Below are 15,373 nucleotides of genomic sequence, written 5' to 3' on the forward strand. Positions count from 1 at the left end.
TGCGTTTTTCCTCTTTGTTTTTAATAAATTCCTTTCATCAGCTTTATGATTTGTAATTCAAATTTTTTTGAATCAAATAGAAGTTGAAAATCACTATCAGCGTATATAATGGGAAGATAATTATTTCTATCAATGAAACTTCAACTTTATTCAGGTACATAAAGAGAATCATGGCGTCTAGTGCAATTAACAAGGTGAGTATTTTCATGGTCATAATGGGTATTAAGAAATATCCCCAGTTTTGACGTCGAATCAACATCACACTACTGAAGATAATGGCTGGAAGGACAAATCCTAAATCTATTGCCTGAATAGGAAATGTTGTATAGTGTTCCAAATATGCATATGAAGCCGGAGCCTTTAAGCGGCTGAGCCAGTTCATCCCAATTAAAAGTGCAAATACAATATTGGAAATTCCCAGATACCCTATCGGTAACTTCGTTGTAAAAGCTTCTTTCATTTCACCAAAATTAAAAGATATCATACAAGAAACAAAAGCAAAAAAGGATAATCCAGTTATAGTTACATAAATAATAAAAAATGAATTCAGGTTCCCAGAAAAACAATATATCGTATAAGAATATAAAAAATATGCCAATGTTCCCGTAAGATAAAAGCTTCCCTTTAAGCTGTCTTTTCCACTTAGATAAAGAGAGTAGGTAAGAAAGGGGACGCCTAGAAACAAGGTAACTAAATCTTGTCCTTTTGCCTGCACTGCCATAGAAAGCGAATCATTATGATAGATTCCCCGTCCATATAATTGGATTGTCTGCCCACTAATTGTTTTGACTTTCTGTCCAACGTTTACGTCTGGGTTATAAAACAAACTAACAGCTGCAGCAATTGCAGATAATACTGCTATTGCAACGACTAAATAATATACTTTTTTATTGGGTTCTTCCACAAATACTGTTTTCATTTCAATACCTCCTTAACGAATGAAACCAATGGCTCAATAGATGACTTATCAGTGAAATTCACCCGTTTTCCATAGGTTTCAAGAATTGCTTTATTTTCCGAAGTCAATTCAGGCAAAGGCTTTTTCGCAACCATTTTCCCTAGTAATTTCATCAAATTACGATGCATAAAGCTTAATTTTGAATAGTCAATACCTCCACGAAAATGAAAAGATTGCAACGGTTGATTACTTTGATTTGGAAACGACTTTGTCATGGCTTTTGCATAATCAGTATCTTTGGGGTCTGCAAGTCCAACTGTGAAAATTACAAATCGAGAGACTGAACTTTTAGAAAACAAATCCACACCAATAATCCCACCGACATATAATCCCCCACCATAGATAACTAAGTCATATTTATTAAGAGTGGACAGGAGTACCATATTTCGTTCAATTAAATCTGCTCCAAGCTCTTTACTAATCCATTTAGCATATTGTTTTGTCGTATCATAGTACGACTGGTAAATAACCGCTATTTTATGATTCATGGTTCTTTCCTTTCAATCGTTCCAGATTTTCAATCATTTTCAGAGTTACTTTACTTGCTGTTTTAAGCTCTTCTTTGCTAATCTCATCAAACACTTCGCCAAGGAAGTCCTGACTGCTTATTTCACTTTCTTTTGTAATGGTCAAACCATGCGGAGTAATAGAAACAATACGGGTACGTTTATCAGACTTACTTTGATTTACGGTGACAAGTCCTTCTTTTTCCATACCTTCTAACATTTTGGCAGTATTTTGCCGGCTTGAATCCATTACTTCTGCAAGTTTTGACACGGTAACAGTTTCACTTTTTGACAAATCAATAAGATTTACAAGTAAAAACCATTGTTTTGTAGTTAGTCCTTTTACTACATTATCACCGAGCAGCTGAAGTTTATTTGCCAATATAAACGTTCCTCCAAATAAGATATATTTCGTATTCTTAGGTGGCTTCATAATTACGCTCCCTCCAATCATCAAAGGCAATAGGTTACCTTTCCATTATAGGTAACCTATTACCTTTTTGTCAAACGAAATTTATTTATATTTTCTTGCATCTACATAAGCTTCTGGAATATAACCCGCTCCGCTAGTTGTAAAAATAACAGATTCTACACAGAATACTTTCTTGCCGTCCATCTTCATAACATAGATATTGTCATGGGTGATGCCAAATGTAAGCTTACCGCTGTATAAGCATATCCTGTTGTTTCATTTAAGTCGTTGATGTAGCAACCATGCTAGTAAATACTGCTACCAAAATCATTAGGCAGGTTTATTGCCTTTTGGGATAACTTTTTTAATTTCGTTTTCATACTTATTTCATTTCTCTGATTTTCTCTTTAAATCTGTGTACAAAAAAAGACGCTTTCTTTTACAGAAACGCCTTATTCTAGCGAGTAAATAGACACTATTTGCTCTAACATTTAGTTTTCATTTGTTGTGTTCCCACTTACTATTACTAGTTCTATAATCTCTGACACATTGATGTAGTCTCGAATCTCCTTATTTCGGATTTTATCCCCCTCACCAGTGAAGATGATATGCTTGCAAAGCTGCCTAAAATTAAGGATTTCCAACTTTAGTGTCGTTGTAATAACGTTATTGTCTCAATGTGTGTCGTCATTGGAAACTGATCAACTGGTTGAATTGGTTTTGCAACTTGATAACCCTGTTCTGTGAATAACTGGATATCACGCACTAATGTAGCGGGATTGCAACTCACATAAACGATTTTTTCTGGGGATAACTTCACTGTACTGGTGATAACTTCTGGTTCTAACCCCTTACGTGGTGGATCAAAGACGACAACATCAGGTTTAATTCCCTCTTCAGACCATTTAGCCATCCAATCACTCGCCGTACCAACTTCAAAAGTTGTATTATTAATGTTATTCACAGTTGCATTCTTCTTAGCATCCTCGATTGCTTCTGGAATAATCTCAACACCATAAACCTTTGCCGCTTTTTGTGCGAGATTCAAAGAAATTGTCCCTATCCCACAATATGCATCAATCACAGTTTCCTTACCGGTTAATTCTGCATCTACAACAACTTTTTGATAGATTTTCTCTGTCTGAACAGCATTAACTTGATAGAATGAATGTGCTGAAATCTCAAAATTAATACCATTAAGACTATCATTAATTCGACCATCTCCAGCAAGAATTTTTTCAGTCTTACCCAAAATCACATTTGTCTTTTCTTGGTTGATGTTTTGCACAACTGTACGCACATCTGGACAAGTCTTCATGATTTCATCAACAATCATATCTGATTCGGGAATCTTTTTGGCACGAGTCACTAATACAACCATTACTTCATGCGAATAATACCCACGACGCACAATAACATGACGAACTACTCCCTTGTGTGTCTTCTCATCATATGCACTGATCATGAACTTGCGCAAAATATCGCGCACAGCCTTGATTACTTCATCAATTCGCTTATCTTGAATAAGATAGTCTTCCATGGGAACAAAGTTATGACTATTCTTCTTGAAAAAACCAGTTTCAAGTTGTCCTCTAACTGTACGTACTGGGACTTGAGCCTTGTTACGGTAATGGACAGGTTCGTCCATTCCCAAGACTGGTGCAACTTCAACTTCTTCTAAATGTGACTTTTTCAACAACTCCACAACCTGATTACGTTTAAAATCAAGTTGTGCGTCATATTTAAGATGCTGCAGTGGTGCAATTCCAGTCTGTGTATAAGTCTTATTAATTCCTGAAGTTCTAAGCGGACTATCATTATGCCTGTTGATAACTTTTGCAAAACCATAATTCTTACTTGCCTTCATCACAGTGATATCCACAACTTCATCAGGTAATGCGTCTTCAATGAATAACGGGTAATGCTCGACTTTTCCTACACCCATTCCTTGATATGTCAAATCGCTAATTGTCAATGTTAGTTTCTGATTTTTTGTTACTGGTGGTTTACTCATTTATTTCTCCTTTTTTGTGACTCATAGTTTTACTTTATACTGAATTGCTAGTAAGTGCAATCTTTATCCACACAAAACAGCCGCTTGATTTTATTTAAACCAAACGGCTATCCGACTTATCAACATGTTACTAACTTGTTACTATTTTCTGTTTGAGACACCAATTGTACCGTCACCATCAAGATCCTTTTCTGAGAGATCTTCAACTTCTGCGACAAAATGCTCCGCAATAATTTCTTCAGTCGTCTTGGAAGATGTAATCGCAGTTTCTGGAATCTTGTCCGTATTAGCAAATATTTGAATGTGCTGTTTCAAGTCCTTAAAGACCATTGGAGCATCCCCACCATATTCACCATCAATGTTAATCATCATCTTCTCATCCACTGGCTTCGCGATCACTTTAGAAGTTTTAACATACAAAATCCGCGGATCCTTGATATGACGACCACCATTCAGCACCATTGTCATCAGCTGCAAGATTTCAACAAGATTACTTGTTTTCACCACAATCAGCGTGAATTTCCCATCATCAAGCGATGCATCAGGAACAATCTGTTCGAATCCCCCAATCGAATTAGTCAATGCAAGGAAGAACATTGAAGCCTTACCATTAAAAACACCATCATCATATTCGAGATGCATATTAATTGGCTTAACTCGTGGTAAGATTTCTGCCCCCTTAACAAGGTAAGCGAGGTAACCAAAGAGTGACTTATATTGTGATGGAACTCCATATGTCAGTTCTGTCAGTAATCCACCACCCGCAATATTCACAAAATACTTCTTATCCGCTTGGCCGATATCCATGCTAACATTTTTGCCCTTGGCAATCACCTTTGCAGCAGCTATCGGATCTTCACGTGGAATCTTCAACGCCCTTGCATAATCATTTGTTGTTCCCGCGGGAATAATTCCCATCATTGGACGATGTTTCAATGGAGCGATTCCATTAACCACTTCATTGATAGTTCCATCTCCGCCAGCCGCAACAATTAAGTTGAACCCAGCTCGTGCTACGCGTTCTGCCTCATCACGTGCCGAATTTGGCTTAGCGGTTGTACGATACGCACTTGTTTCATATCCTGCATTCTCAAGAATATCAAGAATTTCAACAAGATCATTGCGCATTGCCTCACGTCCAGATGTTGGATTGTAAATAATCCGACAACGCTTCTTCATCGCTACCTCTCCTTTAAACCTACACAAAAAAGCTTTTTAACTCTCTGCTCTCTTATCTTTTCTTCAAGCTATCCATTAATAGCTTGTTAACAATCTTAGGGTTTGCCTTACCATGAGTTCCCTTCATGATTTGACCAACCAAGAAGCCGATTGCACGGTCTTTACCATTCTTAAAATCTTCAATTGATTTTTCATTATTATCCAAAACCGTTTTGATTAATGGTTCCAAAACAGCTGGATCTGATAGCTGAACGAGGCCCTTAGCTTCAACCCATGCTTTTGGTTCACTACCATTTGCAATAATTTCTTGGAAAACTTTCTTAGCAATCTTAGATGAAATTGTGCCATCTTCAATCAATTTAATCATACTTGCCAAATGCTCTGGTGTTAGCTTAGTCTCAAGCAACTCCAACTTGTTAGCATTCATATACGCGTTAACTTCACCCATGAGCCAGTTAGCAGCAAGCTTTGCAGCAGCACCCTCAGCAACAGTTGCTTCAAAGAAATCAGACATTTCCTTGGTTTGTGTAAGGACACCCGCATCATATTCTGGAATTCCCCATGAGGAAACATACTTTTCACGACGCTTATCAGGCATTTCTGGAATTGATGCACGAACTTCTTCAATCCAATCATCTGAAATATGAATTGGTGGAATGTCTGGTTCTGGGAAATAGCGATAATCACTTGCTCCTTCTTTGACACGCATCAAGATTGTCTCGCCAGTTGGTTCATCAAAGCGCCGCGTCTCTTGTTGAATTTTGCCACCTGACAATAGAACTCGTTGTTGTCGCTTAGATTCATAGTGAGCGCCCTTTTTTACATGCTCAAATGAATTCAAGTTCTTCATTTCAGTCTTTGTTCCAAACTTGTCAGAGCCAATTGGACGTACCGATACATTAACATCAGCACGCATAGATCCTTCCTCCATCTTAACATCGGAGATTCCAGTGAATTGAATTATTTGACGCAAACGTACTAAGTAAGCATATGCCTCATCAGCAGAGGTAATGTCTGGTTTAGAAACAATCTCAATCAATGGAGTTCCCTGTCGGTTCAAATCAACATACGAATAACCATCTGGACTATGTGTATTCTTACCCGCATCCTCTTCAACATGCATTTCTTCGATTCCAATTTTTTTCTTCTCGCCATTTACTTCGATTTCAAGCCACCCATTGCGTCCAATTGGTGTCTGCGCTTGCGTAATCTGGTAAGCCTTGGGATTATCAGGATAGAAATAATTTTTACGATCAAAATGAATATCTTTCGTTATCTCACAGTTAAGAGCCAAAGCAGCACGCATTCCATACTCTAGGGAGCCTTTATTGATAGTCGGCAACACCCCAGGAAATCCCCAGTCAACAACGTTAGTATTGGTATTTTGTTCTACACCGTACTTAACAGGTGCCGGTGAGAAAGCTTTTGATTTTGTCTTCATCTCAATATGGACTTCTAGTCCTATCGTTGTTTCAAAATTCATTAATCTTGCCCCCAAACGTTGGAACTTCTTTATGAAAATCAGTTGCCTGTTCAAATGCATAACCAGCACGATACATTGTTTCTTCATCAAAACGATTAGCAATCAGCTGCATTCCAATTGGGAGGCCTTTTGTAAAGCCAGCAGGAAGTGACATGCCTGGAAGACCTGCCAAGTTCACAGGAATTGTTAAAATGTCGTTCATGTACATCGTAACTGGATCATTAATATCTTCACCAATTCCAAATGCCGTAGTTGGTGAAGTTGGTCCTAAAATAAGATCATAATCACTAAATATATTAGCAAAATCTTGACAAATTAATGTTCGAACCTGGGCTGCCTTCTTGAAGAATGCATCATAAGTTCCAGCAGATAAGGAGAATGTTCCCAACATAATACGGCGCTTAACTTCATCACCGAAACCTTCTGAACGAGACTTGACATAAACATCTTCCAAGTTTTTAACATCCGCAGCACGATGTCCATAACGAATCCCATCAAAACGCTGCAAGTTTGAACTCGCTTCAGATGAAGCAATAATATAGTAAACAGGAACACCATACTTACTATGCGGAAGGCTAACTTCAGTAACCGTTGCACCAAGTTTCTCAAAAACTGCAATTGTATTTTTAATTCCTTCGCGAACCTCAGGGGCAACACCCTCACCCATATATTCTTTAGGAACTGCAATCTTCATTCCCTTAATATCACCGTTCAATTTAGCCGTAAAATCTGGAATAGCATGGTTCGAACTAGTTGAGTCGTGAGGATCCAAACCACTAATTGCATTTAACAAAATTGCGTTGTCTTTGACCGTACGCGTAAACGGACCAATCTGATCAAGACTTGATGCAAATGCAATCAAACCATATCTTGACACACGTCCATATGTCGGCTTCACTCCTACAATTCCGTTATAAGATGCAGGCTGACGAATCGAACCCCCTGTATCTGAGCCAAGTGCAGCGATTACTTCACCAGAAGCAACTGCAGCTGCCGAACCACCAGATGATCCACCAGGAACTTTAGCCTGATTCCATGCATTCTTCGTCAATTGAAACGCCGAATTTTCAGTTGAACCCCCCATTGCAAATTCATCCATATTGGTTTTACCAACTGTAATTGTTTGCAGCGCATGTAACTTCTCCATTACAGTCGCATCATAAATCGGATTGAAATTCGCAAGAATTCTACTAGCGGCGGTTGTTTTTAAATTTTTCGTTACAATATTATCCTTGATACCTAAAGGAATCCCTGACAAAATATTATCTGCAGCAACTCCTACTTGATCAAGCTGAGCAGCTTGTTCTAATGCAGCCTCTTTATTCAAGCTCAAGAATGCTCCAATTTTTTGATCACGTTTTTCAATATTATCAAAAGTCTGCTGTGTAAGATCAGTCACACTTAATTCCTTATTGACCAATAATTCATGCAAGCTCGCAAAATCATGTTTAAAGTAATTCATGGACTATGCTTCCTCGCTTTCATCAATAATTGCTGGTACCTTGATGTATCCATCCTGATGTTGAGGTACATTCTTCATCAGTTCTTCGCGTGATGTACCGCTAACCGTAACATCTTCACGCATTACGCCTATTGCGTCCGTTACACTTGTTGTCACAGGGATTCCATCAGTATTTACCTCACTGAGTTGCTGAACCATTTCGATAATCTCATCCATCTGTCCTGTAAATTTTTGCAATTCCTCATCTGTAAAAGCTAACTTTGCTAGACTTGCGACATGCTTCACTTCGCTTGCACTAATTGCCATTCAAACTCCCTCTTTCCCTATTTCATCAGTAATTATTTTAGCATAACTGAACAACTATATGCACAACAGATTCATTTTTTTAATAGCTTCCAAAAACATGTGTATAGAAACTACTCTCATCTGATTTACGCGCAAGGAAGCTTTGAACTGTCCCATCTGTTCCCTTAACTGTGATATCAATTGGAATTCCACTTGGCAAATAGGTCTTTGCAGCTTGTGCTAGATACTGTGTGAAGCTTGTGATTTCAGTTAAACTATAAAATTGCGTCGTAATGTTAACATTCATTCCTTGAAGCGTTTTATTCTTATACTCCGCCTGTGCTGTTACCCCCGCAAGATTAGGGAAGAAATTCTGGACTTGTTTCTTAAAACTCTCAAAAGACGTCTCATCATTATCATTAGGAACTGAAGACACCGATGTTTCGGGGAAGACATAACTCTTATAATTAAGGCTTGTCCAATCATTAATTGTTGAACCGCTTGTTACATAAGTATACTGATAGAACGAACCACCAACAAGACTATCATTTGTTGCTTGTTTGAACATCGCAATAACAATCGGGGTATTTGCAGACACTCCACTTGTTTTACGTAATCGCTCCAAAACCTTAGCGGCCGCCTGTTGTCCTTCAGCAATCATTTTTGCCTTCGAAATAGTTGTGGTATAAGTCGCCCCATACTCCTCTTTTTCATAATAGTCTTTTGTGTTCATTCCAATACCAATGGTGATTCCAGCAAGTTTGAGCTTTCCGTTAACTTCTTTCATATAGTCTTGCTCTTCAATCTGTTGGATATAAATTGGATTACGCTTATCAGCATCAGTTTGCCCATTATCGACCGGATTTAAACCAGTTGAGTTACTATTTGATTTTCTTCCAAGCCAGTTATTAACAGTTGTTGAAGACAACAATTGACCCTCACGAAAGATGTAATTACTTGTTGAATACTTTGTCTTAGACAATTGTGTCAGTCCTGATTCAAAACTCTTTAGATTTAGTAAGTTATCTGAATTTTGTGAGATTCCTACACCACGTGCCTTGCTAGTTAGATAATTACCATTTTCAATAACACCTTGATATTCACTATCTGTAGATTTCCCAGTCACTTGGTAACCAGATGAAGATGATGAACTCTTTGCGGCATTCTTTACGGTAGACGTTGCTGAACTCAACTTTGCACACCCTGCGAGTAGTACAAGGCTTAATGCGGCACCCAATATGACTCCTACTTTTTTCACTTTACAGCCTCCATTTGCTCAATAAACTGTTGCTCACTCATTATTTCAATTCCAAGATTTTCTGCCTTTGTCAATTTGCCGCCCGCGTCATGACCAGCAATTACAATATTTGTTTTTTTTGATACACTTCCCACAACATCAGCACCACTTGCTTCTAACCATTCTTTTGCCGCAGCACGCTTCAACTGGTCTAATGTCCCTGTCAAAACAACCTTCTTACCACTGAAATAATTATTGACACTAGCACCTGTATTAGGTCCTTGATATTCCAAATTTACACCAACATCTGCTAATTCTGCGATCAACTTCTTAACTTCAGTATTATTAAAATAAGTAACGATGCTCATTGCAATTACTTGTCCCAATGAATCTAATTGTGCAATTTCTTTCTCTTCTGCCGCAACAAGTTTTGTCAAAGACTTAAAATGCACCATCAGAAGCTTCGCAACTTTCGCACCAACATGTCGAATACCTAATCCAAAAAGAAGCCGCTCTCCAGAATTATGCCGACTATTATCAATAGCTGTCAACAGGTTGTTAGCAGACTTATCCTTAAAGTTATCTAATTTAAGTAAATCTTCAAAAGTTAAGTGATATAAATCTGCAACATCGCTGACTAATTGCTTTGCAAACAGCTGTTCAATAATTTTAGGACCTAAACCCATAATATCCATTGCATTCCGTGATGCAAAATGCACCAGACTTTCTTTAACTAAAGCTGGACACTTTGGATTGATACAGCGCAGCGCTACTTCCTCATCGAGATGAACCAGCTTCGCATTACATACTGGACACTCTGCTGGAATCTCAATAGGTTTTGAATTTGCTGGACGTTTTGTCAATACTACTTCTGAAACTTCAGGAATAATGTCACCAGCTTTGTGTAGCTTGACTGTGTCTAATAGACGGATATCTTTTTCTTTTAAATAGTCTGGATTATGCAGTGAAGCCCTTGCAACTGTTGTCCCAGCAAGCTGCACTGCATCCATCACTGCAGTTGGGGTAACGGTTCCTGTCCGTCCAACCGTCCATTCGATTAGTCGCACAACTGTTTCTTGCTCATCGGGAGGAAACTTATACGCGATTGCCCACCGAGGAACCTTAACGGTATTCCCAATGACCGCATGGGTTGCTAAATCATCTGCTTTTAATACAATTCCGTCAATCTCATACGGAAGATCTGCTCTTTTGGTTTGATATTCATCAATATACTTAAAAACTTCTTCCATGTTCTTTGATTGTTGTGATTCCAGGTTGACTTTAAATCCCCAGTTATGTAGCTGTTTAAGCACATCTGTTTGAGTTCTTAAGCCACGCTTCTCGGGTTCCATTAAATAATAGATAAAGGTACTAAGCTGCCTTGAAGCCGTAACTCTTGTATCTAGCTGACGTAGACTTCCTGCTGCTGCATTTCTTGGGTTTGCAAAAACCGGTAATCCTTGCTCTTCCCTTTTTTTATTGAGCCCTACAAAAGCTTTCTTCGGCATATAGCATTCACCACGAACTTCCAAAGTAACTGGTTCAGTCAATCTCAGTGGAATTGCTTTGATTGTCTTCAGGTTCTCCGTGATGTCTTCACCAATCACTCCATTGCCACGAGTCGATCCTTGTACAAAAACTCCATCTTTATAAATGAGAGAAATTGCTAAACCATCAATTTTAAGTTCACAACTATAATCAACTTTTTCAACAAGCATTTTACTCAAACGCTGATCAAACTGTTCCAACTCATTTTTCGAGAAAACATCTCCCAGAGAAAGCATAGGAATTTCATGTTCTTTTTTCTCAAACCCGCTAAGAATCTGCCCGCCAACCCTCTGCGTAGGAGAATCTTCTAGAATAAGGTCTGGATACAACCGCTCCAATTCGATAAGTTCTCGGTACGCTTTATCGTAGACATAATCTTCCACTATTGGACGGTCTTCCACATAATAGCGGTGTGCCCAGCCATTTAATTGTTTAACTAATTCACTAATTTGCTCCTGTGCCTGTTCTCTTGTATCAGCTACCATCTTTTGACCTCCTCATGATTAGACTATTTCTTCTTAATTGGTGCAAAGGATGCCAACAAACGTTTGATACCCATTCCCGCAAATGCAATGTCTAACTCCATGTCTTCACCGCTTCCCGTGAGCTTAACAACCGTTCCTTCACCCCAGGCTTTGTGTAAAACCTTATCGCCAACACTCCAGCCAACCTTCTCAGCACCTGTTCCTTTATTTTCTTCAACTGTTCCAGCTGGCATCTTATATTGTGTCCTGGCTTGTCCGAAAGGATATTCTTTTCTAGAATCATTGCGTCTTATGCTTGTATTAGCAGCTTGCTGATTCTCAGCTTGTAATAATTCAGGATCAATTTCTTCAATAAATCTTGAAGCCGGATTAGTCTGTCTTCTCCCATACAGCATTCTTGAAAATGCATTTGTTAAGAACAGCTCCTTTTCCGCCCGCGTAATTCCGACATATGCCAGCCGCCGCTCTTCTTCAAGTTCATTCTCATCCATCATCGACCGTGATAATGGGAAAATCCCCTCTTCCATCCCCATTAAGAAAACAATTGGAAATTCCAATCCTTTGGCTGCATGTAATGTCATCAAGGTGACTTCATCTGCTTCTTCAACTAGACTATCTTGATCGGAGACTAATGCTAAATCTGCTAAAAAGTCAACAAATGGGTCGCTATTTTCATCTTCAGGCTCCCATGAATCATCGAACTGCTTGGTAACCGAAAGAAATTCTTCCAAGTTCTCTAAACGACTTTGATTTTCTAGTGTCTTAGAGTCTTCCAGAACCTTTTTATATCCACTCTTCTCAAGAATCCGTTCTGTCAATTCGGTAACACTCAACTTATCACGCAATTCATGCAGAGTCTTAATCAAATTAGCAAAATCTGTTAGCGCATTGCTTGCTTTACCAGAGATGTTCGCTAAAACAGCATTGCTTGCAGCATCTAAAAGACTCATTCCCATACTTTGTGCAAAGTCATTTAAACGTTCAATACTCGTTCCGCCAATCCCGCGTTTTGGTTCGTTAACAATTCGTTCAAAGCTCAACGAATCTTGCGGATTAGTCACAAGCTGCATATATGCTAAAACATCACGAATTTCCTTGCGATCATAGAATTTATGCGCTCCAACAATCTTGTAAGGAATATTGGCCTTTATAAAGGTCTCTTCAATTATTCGCGACTGTGCATTCGTTCGGTATAAAATTGCAAAGTCATTAAAATGACAGCCATTCTCACGCATCATCTTTTGGATATTGCGCACAACGTAGAAGGCCTCATCATTTGCATTTTGCCCGCGATAATATTTAATCTTTGTGCCTTCGTTGTTTTGTGTCCACAATTCTTTTGCTTTACGGTTCGCATTATTCTTGATTACTGAATTTGCAGCTTGCAGAATTGTCTTAGTTGAGCGATAATTTTGTTCCAGCTTAACCAGGTTCGTATTTGGATAGTCCTGCTCAAAATTCATGATGTTCTCCATGTTAGCTCCCCGCCAACCATAGATACTTTGGTCTGCATCACCAACAACACATAAATTATGATTTTTCTTCGCCAATAAGCTTACAAGTTCATATTGTGCTTGATTAGTATCCTGGTATTCATCAACATGGATATATTGAAACTTACGTTGATAAAATTCGAGCACATCTGGTACTTCCTTAAATAGACGATGTGTCAGCATAATTAAATCATCAAAATCAACCGCTTGATTATTCTCCAATTGTTTTTGATACTCTGGATAAACGTCTGCGACAACTTGTTCGAATGGTCCTTGAATATTCATTCGATAATCCGTTGGTGTCTTCAAATCATTTTTTGCATTTGAGATCTCGCTTAGTACTGCACGCGGATCAAATTTCTTAATATCAACATTCAAATCAGCTAAAATATGCTTAACAAGCGTCCGTTGTTCACTAGTTCCTGTAATCGTAAAGGCTCGATTGTATCCAATCTTATCGATATCACGCCGTAGAATTCTTACGCAGAGTGCATGAAATGTTGAAGCCCACACATCATTTGCGCCCTCTTCCAGTAAATTTCCAATCCGTTCACGCATCTCTGCTGCTGCTTTATTTGTAAACGTAATTGCCAGCACATTCCAAGGATTGACTTGTTTTTCCTCAATCAGATAAGCTACACGATGCGTCAAAACACGTGTCTTCCCACTCCCAGCTCCAGCAATAATCAATAGTGGGCCTTCAGTACATAAGACCGCCTCTTGCTGCTTATCATTCATTCCTTTTAGTAGTCTTTCTACTGTCAATTCTTTCAATCCTCTCTTGAATCTAATCATATTTTATTATACCAAAAAAAACATTACGCTTCTAAAAAAAGACAAATATATTCTGCCCAAAGACGTCTCTTCTTTAAACAGAAAATACCACAGTAAGAAAATAAAAAGACATTTCCCACTGCAGTATTTTTTTATTCATGACTAAAAATCAAAAAAGAACAATAAAAAAACGAAATCTTTGCAGAATACATCAAAAAATACATATTATATTCTCATAGTTCTACTGAATCTCTTCGTCAGTCATTCCCTTTGAGGTATCAATCTCCGTATTTTTATCGTTCCAAATATTCGTTGCTTCAATCTGATGAATTGCCATCGTTGTCGTTTCCGCAAGAACCAACAAATACCCTGGATTAACCATCCGCTTAGTTTGTGGGTAGCGATAAAATCGATAAAACCAATTGTCTTTTAAAACCCACTGCATCCGCAATGGTTCTAAATCTTCATTTTTTATTGCAACCATCACTGTTGGCTGGACAAATCTTACTTGCGGAATTGGCATTCGTGCGAGAGTGCGCAAATGTATCTCAAACATTGAAATGTTAGTTGCCTTCTCAAAAACAAAGCCCGCTTTATGCGGTGCTGGGACTACCCTTTTTACATAGAGCGACCCACTCTTGGTCAGGAAAAATGCAATTTCTAGTATTCCAACATACTCAAGCTGCGTAGCTATCTCAGCTGCAATTCTGTGTACTTCCGACTGAACATCTGCATCAAGCTGACTTTTAGTAATCGACTGAAATAGATGGTGATCCTGATATAAATTTTCAACAATTGGGAAGAAATTGAGTTTTCCATCAAACTCCTTGCCAATTATTACTGAAAGTTCTTTCTCATACGGAATCCATGCTTCAAGAACATAAGTCCCCAGATCAATAATATCAGCACATTTTGCAATATCCGACTGTTTGTTAATAATTTGCTGCCTCTTTCTGCCAAATCCCTTTTGAATTGGCTTTAAGATACATGGATATCCAATGGAACCAATTGCTTGGTAGATATCATCCAAACTTACGATGGTTGCATACGGCGCAATATTAACATTCATTTGTTCTAAAAATGCACGTTCTAACAAACGATCTTGTGTAATCTCCAGTGCTTCACTGCCTTGCGGAACTTGGGTATACTGTCCAATTAATTCAACCGTGTCTGAAGGAACCTTGTCCGATTCATAAGTTACGAGATCGCAGCGTTCAGCAAAATCTTGCAACTTGCTCTTATTGTGTAATGAACCGACAACTCCCAAATCAGCTTCCTGCATTGTTGGTGCAGCTTCATCGCTGTTATAGGCAATAACTTTAAAGCCCATCTTTTTAGCTGCTTCTGCAAGCATAATACCATTGGGACTTTCACCTATGATTCCAATGGTATTTCCCGGAAACAAAGTCTTCTCTTCCATTCTATCACTACTTTCCATATGGATAATCACCCTAAACGTTTTTAAACGTCCCTATAACTCTTTCATTGATATCTTACCATAATTATAGTGCCCTGAATTTTAATAGTTTTATAAATA

General features: G+C 38.4%; 12 protein-coding genes. All 12 read right to left on the reverse strand.

Annotated features, from left to right (window positions below; translation table 11 throughout):
* Positions 1-43: 43 nt before the first annotated feature.
* A complete protein-coding gene (locus FFX44_RS07750) occupies positions 44-919 on the reverse strand; it encodes a hypothetical protein (protein WP_289979518.1) in 876 nt (291 codons plus the stop codon).
* The gene (locus tag FFX44_RS07755; RefSeq protein ID WP_289979520.1) at positions 916-1,446 is read right to left on the reverse strand and encodes a flavodoxin domain-containing protein; all 531 of its coding nucleotides are present in this window, start codon (positions 1,444-1,446) and stop codon (positions 916-918) included. Before FFX44_RS07755 ends, FFX44_RS07750 begins: the two co-directional genes overlap by 4 nt.
* Complete coding sequence (locus FFX44_RS07760) at positions 1,436-1,897, reverse strand: MarR family transcriptional regulator (RefSeq protein WP_289979522.1); 462 nt, start codon at positions 1,895-1,897, stop codon at positions 1,436-1,438. Before FFX44_RS07760 ends, FFX44_RS07755 begins: the two co-directional genes overlap by 11 nt.
* 625 nt (positions 1,898-2,522) lie before the next feature.
* Entirely contained in the window at positions 2,523-3,890 is a 1,368-nt protein-coding gene (rlmD, locus tag FFX44_RS07765; RefSeq protein ID WP_289979523.1) for a 23S rRNA (uracil(1939)-C(5))-methyltransferase RlmD, read from the reverse strand.
* 141 nt (positions 3,891-4,031) lie between these two features.
* Positions 4,032-5,069 carry a diacylglycerol kinase gene (locus tag FFX44_RS07770; RefSeq protein WP_289979525.1) on the reverse strand — a complete coding sequence of 346 codons (1,038 nt, stop codon included), beginning with the start codon at positions 5,067-5,069 and terminating at the stop codon, positions 4,032-4,034.
* Between the two features lie 52 nt (positions 5,070-5,121).
* Positions 5,122-6,552 carry an Asp-tRNA(Asn)/Glu-tRNA(Gln) amidotransferase subunit GatB gene (gene gatB, locus FFX44_RS07775; protein ID WP_289979527.1) on the reverse strand — a complete coding sequence of 477 codons (1,431 nt, stop codon included), beginning with the start codon at positions 6,550-6,552 and terminating at the stop codon, positions 5,122-5,124.
* Positions 6,542-8,014 (reverse strand): Asp-tRNA(Asn)/Glu-tRNA(Gln) amidotransferase subunit GatA, encoded by a 1,473-nt coding sequence (gene gatA / locus FFX44_RS07780; RefSeq protein WP_289979528.1) that lies wholly within the window; start codon positions 8,012-8,014, stop codon positions 6,542-6,544. The genes gatB and gatA overlap by 11 nt, the downstream gene beginning before the upstream one ends.
* 3 nt (positions 8,015-8,017) lie before the next feature.
* Positions 8,018-8,320, reverse strand: a complete 303-nt coding sequence (gatC, locus tag FFX44_RS07785; RefSeq protein WP_289979530.1) for an Asp-tRNA(Asn)/Glu-tRNA(Gln) amidotransferase subunit GatC — start codon at positions 8,318-8,320, stop codon at positions 8,018-8,020.
* Positions 8,321-8,399: 79 nt separating this feature from the next.
* The gene (locus FFX44_RS07790; RefSeq protein WP_289979532.1) at positions 8,400-9,557 is read right to left on the reverse strand and encodes a CamS family sex pheromone protein; all 1,158 of its coding nucleotides are present in this window, start codon (positions 9,555-9,557) and stop codon (positions 8,400-8,402) included.
* Positions 9,554-11,569 carry an NAD-dependent DNA ligase LigA gene (ligA, locus tag FFX44_RS07795; RefSeq protein WP_289979535.1) on the reverse strand — a complete coding sequence of 672 codons (2,016 nt, stop codon included), beginning with the start codon at positions 11,567-11,569 and terminating at the stop codon, positions 9,554-9,556. The genes FFX44_RS07790 and ligA overlap by 4 nt, the downstream gene beginning before the upstream one ends.
* Before the next feature lie 23 nt (positions 11,570-11,592).
* Entirely contained in the window at positions 11,593-13,827 is a 2,235-nt protein-coding gene (gene pcrA, locus FFX44_RS07800) for a DNA helicase PcrA (RefSeq protein ID WP_289979536.1), read from the reverse strand.
* 250 nt (positions 13,828-14,077) lie between these two features.
* A complete protein-coding gene (locus FFX44_RS07805) occupies positions 14,078-15,256 on the reverse strand; it encodes an ATP-grasp domain-containing protein (RefSeq protein ID WP_289979841.1) in 1,179 nt (392 codons plus the stop codon).
* Positions 15,257-15,373 lie beyond the last annotated feature (117 nt).

The sequence above is a fragment of the Lactobacillus sp. UCMA15818 genome (assembly GCF_030400225.1).
In the GTDB taxonomy this organism is placed as follows: Bacteria; Bacillota; Bacilli; order Lactobacillales; family Lactobacillaceae; genus Liquorilactobacillus.

Coding starts and splice junctions, on each gene's coding strand:
- FFX44_RS07750 (WP_289979518.1), bottom strand. CDS start 919: ATGAAAACAGTATTTGTGGAAGAACCCAATAAAAAAGTATATTATTTA.
- FFX44_RS07755 (WP_289979520.1), bottom strand. CDS start 1,446: ATGAATCATAAAATAGCGGTTATTTACCAGTCGTACTATGATACGACA.
- FFX44_RS07760 (WP_289979522.1), bottom strand. CDS start 1,897: ATGAAGCCACCTAAGAATACGAAATATATCTTATTTGGAGGAACGTTT.
- rlmD (WP_289979523.1), bottom strand. CDS start 3,890: ATGAGTAAACCACCAGTAACAAAAAATCAGAAACTAACATTGACAATT.
- FFX44_RS07770 (WP_289979525.1), bottom strand. CDS start 5,069: ATGAAGAAGCGTTGTCGGATTATTTACAATCCAACATCTGGACGTGAG.
- gatB (WP_289979527.1), bottom strand. CDS start 6,552: ATGAATTTTGAAACAACGATAGGACTAGAAGTCCATATTGAGATGAAG.
- gatA (WP_289979528.1), bottom strand. CDS start 8,014: ATGAATTACTTTAAACATGATTTTGCGAGCTTGCATGAATTATTGGTC.
- gatC (WP_289979530.1), bottom strand. CDS start 8,320: ATGGCAATTAGTGCAAGCGAAGTGAAGCATGTCGCAAGTCTAGCAAAG.
- ligA (WP_289979535.1), bottom strand. CDS start 11,569: ATGGTAGCTGATACAAGAGAACAGGCACAGGAGCAAATTAGTGAATTA.
- FFX44_RS07805 (WP_289979841.1), bottom strand. CDS start 15,256: ATGGAAGAGAAGACTTTGTTTCCGGGAAATACCATTGGAATCATAGGT.